The sequence below is a fragment of the Mycolicibacter senuensis genome (genome assembly GCF_003284925.1).
GTDB classification, from domain to species: Bacteria; Actinomycetota; Actinomycetes; order Mycobacteriales; family Mycobacteriaceae; genus Mycobacterium; species Mycobacterium algericum_A.
In genome coordinates this window covers 1-4,358 of record NZ_QMEX01000216.1, presented here as the reverse complement: position 1 = coordinate 4,358, position 4,358 = coordinate 1, and the positions used below count along the sequence as shown (strand labels likewise).

The window sequence follows — 4,358 nt, the reverse complement described above, 5'->3', positions numbered from 1 at the left end:
AGACCTTTCCGGCCCGCTTGGCGCGTGGCGCCGGGGTGCCGGCCATCGACCGGCTCGGTTACCTGGCCGAGCAGGCCGCGTTCCAGCTCGACGGGATCAAGCACCTGGTGGTCGCCGGCACCAGGGCCCCGGTGTCGTTCTTCGCCTACCCGGGCAAGCCCAGTGACCTGGTGCCCGAAGGCTGTGCGGTGCACCAGTTGGCGGGCCTGGAGACGGATGTGGCCGCTGCGCTGACGCAGCTGGCCGAGGCGGTGGCGCCGGGCGTGCAGCCGCGGCCCGCACCCGCCGCCGCCCCGCAACTGCCGGCGGGGGAGCTGACCCCGCAGAACTGGGTGCAGGTGATCGGGGCGCTGCTGCCCGAGAACGCGATCATCTCCGATGAGTCCAACACCTCGGGCCTGATGTTGCCGGCGGCCACCGCCGGCGCGGCGCGCCACGATGTGCTCACCCTCACCGGCGGTGCGATCGGACAGGGACTGCCGGTCGCACTGGGCGCTGCCGTCGCCGCACCGGACCGCCCGGTGATCGCGCTGCAGGCCGACGGCAGCGCGGCCTACACCGTCTCGGCGTTGTGGTCGATGGCGCGGGAGAACGCCGATGTGACCACGGTGCTGATCAACAACAGCTCCTACGCGATCCTGCGCATGGAACTGGCCCGGGTGGGTGCCGAAGGTGAAGGTGGGCGTTACGGGCCCAAAGCGGAAGCGCTGCTGGATCTTTCGCGGCCCAACATGGACTTCGCCAAGATCGCCGAAGGTTTCGGGGTGCCGGCGAGCGTGGCGACCACCTGTGAGGAACTCGCCGACCAGTTCCGGCGGGCGCTGGCCGAGCCGGGGCCGCACCTTATCGATGCGCGGATGCCGAGCGTGTTCTGAGCGAGCCCTGCTAACCGCTCGTCAGGCGATTCACGGCGAAGGCGGCGCCCTCGTCGGCCTTGCCGTCCTGCACGTACATCAGGTGCGGCACCACGCTGCCGTTGTCTTCGCAGTAGATGTCACCCGCCAGGCAGAAGGTGATGGTCTTCGGCTGGTACGACGCGGCGAGGACCGGCAGCGGGCCGCCCCACAACGAGGTGGAGTACGGGCTCGATGGGGGACCGAAGAGGACCACTGCGGCCACCCGCTGGGCGACCCCCGGCGGCAGCGAATTGCTGGACATCTCGATGACGCTGGCGCCCTGGGAGTAACCGCCCAGCACGAGTTTGGTGTTCGGGCAGTTGTCGGCGGTGGCCTGGATGCGTGCGGTGGCGTCGCTCTCACCGAGCAGCGCGCTGTTGCGGTAGTCGGTGCTCGCCGGGTAGTCGACCGGGTAGATCCGTACGTCGCGACCGGGCAGCTTTTCGGTGAGCGAAGCGACGAACGCCTCGCCGACGTCACCGAGCCCGACGGGCTGTCCGGAACCGCGCGCGAACACCACCTCGGTGTCCGGGCAGGGCTCGGCGGCGGCGGCCGGAACGCCCGCCGGCGAGCCCAGCAGGGTTCCCATCAGCATCACCGCGGCAGTGACGGTGCGAACAGTGTTACGCAAGGTCATGTTCAAATGCTGACATGTCGCGGTCGCCCGACCGGCCCGCGGGGTCGACCTTCGGTGCCGTGCCGGCCCGGCCAGGTCGTCGCCCGCGCCTTGGCAACCGCGGCCGTCTGGGGGCCACCAGCAAACAGCACTGCCGGCGCCACGCTGCGACGACAGTGATTACAGCCGGTTTGCCGCGTAGGCCGCACCCTCGTCGGCGATCCCGTCGTAGGCGCCGGGGGCGTGCGCCGCGAAATTCATTCCCTCGGAGCAGACCGGGTCTTCCGGCGCGCACAGCTGAAGGGTCTTGGCCAGGTAGGCCGGACCGATGACCAGGGGCGGTTGGCCCAGGAAGTTCATCGCCCGCTCGTTCGGGGTACCGAACAACACGACGGCGGCGACGTGATCGGCCACCTCGGGGGCCATCGGCCGTGGTATATCCACTCCTTCCACGCCGTCCGGGATGGCGTTGGCGGTGGAGAAACCCATCACCGCGGCGCCCTGCGAGAAGCCACCGAGCACCATCTTGGTCTTGGGGCAATTCGCGGCGGTGGCCTGGATGTGCGCGGTGGCGTCCCGGATGCCTTGGATACCGGTCGGCCAGTCGTTGGTGGCCGGGTAGTCGACGGCGTAGACCGCCATGGAGCGCTCGCCGAGTCGGTGCTGCAGCGCATCGACGAACGCTTGCCCGGTCTCACCGACGCCGATCGCTTCATCGGTGCCTCTAGCAAACAATACTTGGACGTCCGGGCAGGGTTCGGCATAGGCGGGGGGAGGGGTGACAGCGGTGCTCTGCAGCAGCCAGGCCAGTGCCGGCACAACACCGAGGGAGCGAAGAATCCGACGTGTGTTCACCGGTTCATGGTGGCATAACTCGTGCCGCGACGTAAGCAAGCTGGCCTGGGAATTAACGTAATACCGGAGGCGGTTACCGGCGCGTCGCGGCCTGACTCGCATGCCCTGTCCAGGATTTGGTTTATGACCGGACCACGCGCACGTGAGCGGCCGGTTACCACGGCATGTCGGCCCGGTGTCGGTGCAGTGGCCACCGCACTGTGTTGCCGGAGCAAACTCGGCACCGGACGCCGCCGCGCGGTGCCGCCAGCCTGCCCCCGACACGGTGTCATCGACTGCCGGAAGCCGGGGGCCGCAGGTGTTCGGGTGTTGCGAGCGGTTCGGCGCACCAATGGCGCTGCAATGCGGAGGAAATTGGAGACGCATCGATAAAATCGCATGGATCCGGTGCGTTCCGATCGCCGGTGGACACTGCGGATGGGACAGCATGGCGCATGACACAGGCCCCGCGATGGGCATGTCTGTCGGGGCGACCACTCTGGCGGCGGTCACCGCCGATCGCGCGATCACCCGCAGGCCGGTGCTCACGCTGTTCCGGGACCGGCCGTCCCAGATCGGCATGCCGTCGGAGAATTCCGCCGTCAACGTCGACCTGGTCGAACGCGGGCTGGTGGTGACCGATTTCGTCGATCGCGTCGGCGGCCGGGAGCCAGTGGTGGCGGGCGACGGATCCACGCACCGCGCCGAGCAACTGCTCGGCGACGGGCTGCACGCGCTGGCCTATGCCGCGACCGAGGGACGCCCGATACCGCCGGCGGTTGCGGTCAGCCATCCGGCCCACTGGTCGCGGGAAGCCATCGGCGCGCTGCGCACCGCCTTGGGGCGGGTGTCGGAATGGGCGCAGCATCCGGTGACGCTGATCTCGGACACCGCTGCGGTGGTGACGGCCCTGCGGGCCAATCCGGGCCTGCCCGACCACGGCATCATCGCGGTATGTGACTTCGGCGGCAGCGGTAGCAATATCACCCTCGTCGACGCCCGACGCGATTACGAACCCATCGGCGCCACCCGCCGGATCACGACGTTCTCCGGTGATGTGATCGATCAGGCGTTGCTCGATCACGTGGTGGCCGATCTGGGCGGCAACAGTGACGGGCCCCCGACCGTCGGGTCGTTGACCAGATTGCGCAGCCAGTGCCGTGACGCCAAGGAGCACCTGTCGACGGAGACGGTCGCCGAGCTTGCCGGATTCCACGGCGGCGTATGGCTGACCCGCGCAGAGCTCGATGAGGCGATGCGTCAACCACTCGACGGCTTCTTCACCGCATTACAAGAAACCTTGGACGACAACGAGATCGCTCCCGGCGAGCTGTCGGCGATCGTGTCGGTCGGCGGTGGGGCCAATATGCCGACGGTGACCAACGGCCTGTCGCAACGCTTCGGTGCCGCCGTCATCAGCTCGCCCCGGCCACAGTTGACAGCGGCCATCGGCGCGGCGCTCAGCGTTGCCGGCAACGTGGTGGCCACGCCGAGAAAAGCTGCGCCGCCGGCCGAGCCGCCACCGCTGCCCGAAACCGCACCGGTCGAACCGCCGCCACCGCCGCCGCCGGTGGTGGACAACCCGCCCGACGCGGCGTTCAAACCCCTGATCACGCCGCCGCCGGCGGCCCGCCCTACGCCCGTACCGCAGCCTGTCGCACCCGAGCCGGTGGAGATCGGCGACCGGGGCGGGGTGCCGTGGTACCGGCGACCGGCCCCGGTGGTGATCCTGGCCGCGCTGGTCGCGATGTTGTTGGGTACCGTGGCGGTGCTGGTGTTGCGGCAGGCCGCCGATGAGGGACCCGGTTCCGGGGTGCTGACGACGGTGTCCACGACCCCTCCCACGACCACCGTCGAACTGCCGCCGGCGTACGCGCCGCACCCCCAGCCGGCCCCGCCGGCCTTCCCGCAGCTTCCCGAGGCGCCGGCCATGCCGCCGGGCCCGGAACCCGCCGAGGCCCCGGCAGTCCCGTAGCGTTACGCCGCCCTTTTGGACAGCACCACCAGCGCCA

The 4,358-nt window shown here is 69.7% G+C and carries 4 protein-coding genes; 2 read left to right on the top strand and 2 right to left on the bottom strand.

The window, feature by feature from the left end:
- A partial coding sequence (locus DQP56_RS22910; RefSeq protein ID WP_112689317.1) for an acetolactate synthase large subunit occupies positions 1 to 875 on the top strand: 875 nt, incomplete at its 5' end.
- Positions 876 to 885: 10 nt separating this feature from the next.
- Here the strand turns inward: DQP56_RS22910 and DQP56_RS22905 are convergent.
- Positions 886 to 1,533: a cutinase family protein gene (locus DQP56_RS22905; protein WP_112689315.1), complete on the bottom strand. Its 648-nt coding sequence runs from the start codon at positions 1,531 to 1,533 to the stop codon at positions 886 to 888.
- A gap of 159 nt (positions 1,534 to 1,692) precedes the next feature.
- On the bottom strand, positions 1,693 to 2,367 hold the full coding sequence (locus tag DQP56_RS22900) for a cutinase family protein (RefSeq protein ID WP_165825124.1): 675 nt from the start codon (positions 2,365 to 2,367) through the stop codon (positions 1,693 to 1,695).
- Between the two features lie 427 nt (positions 2,368 to 2,794).
- Here DQP56_RS22900 and DQP56_RS25675 point away from each other — a divergent pair, with 427 nt between their 5' ends.
- On the top strand, positions 2,795 to 4,321 hold the full coding sequence (locus tag DQP56_RS25675; protein WP_112689311.1) for an Hsp70 family protein: 1,527 nt from the start codon (positions 2,795 to 2,797) through the stop codon (positions 4,319 to 4,321).
- Positions 4,322 to 4,358 lie beyond the last annotated feature (37 nt).

Coding starts and splice junctions, on each gene's coding strand:
- DQP56_RS22905 (WP_112689315.1), bottom strand. CDS start 1,533: ATGACCTTGCGTAACACTGTTCGCACCGTCACTGCCGCGGTGATGCTG.
- DQP56_RS25675 (WP_112689311.1), top strand. CDS start 2,795: ATGGCGCATGACACAGGCCCCGCGATGGGCATGTCTGTCGGGGCGACC.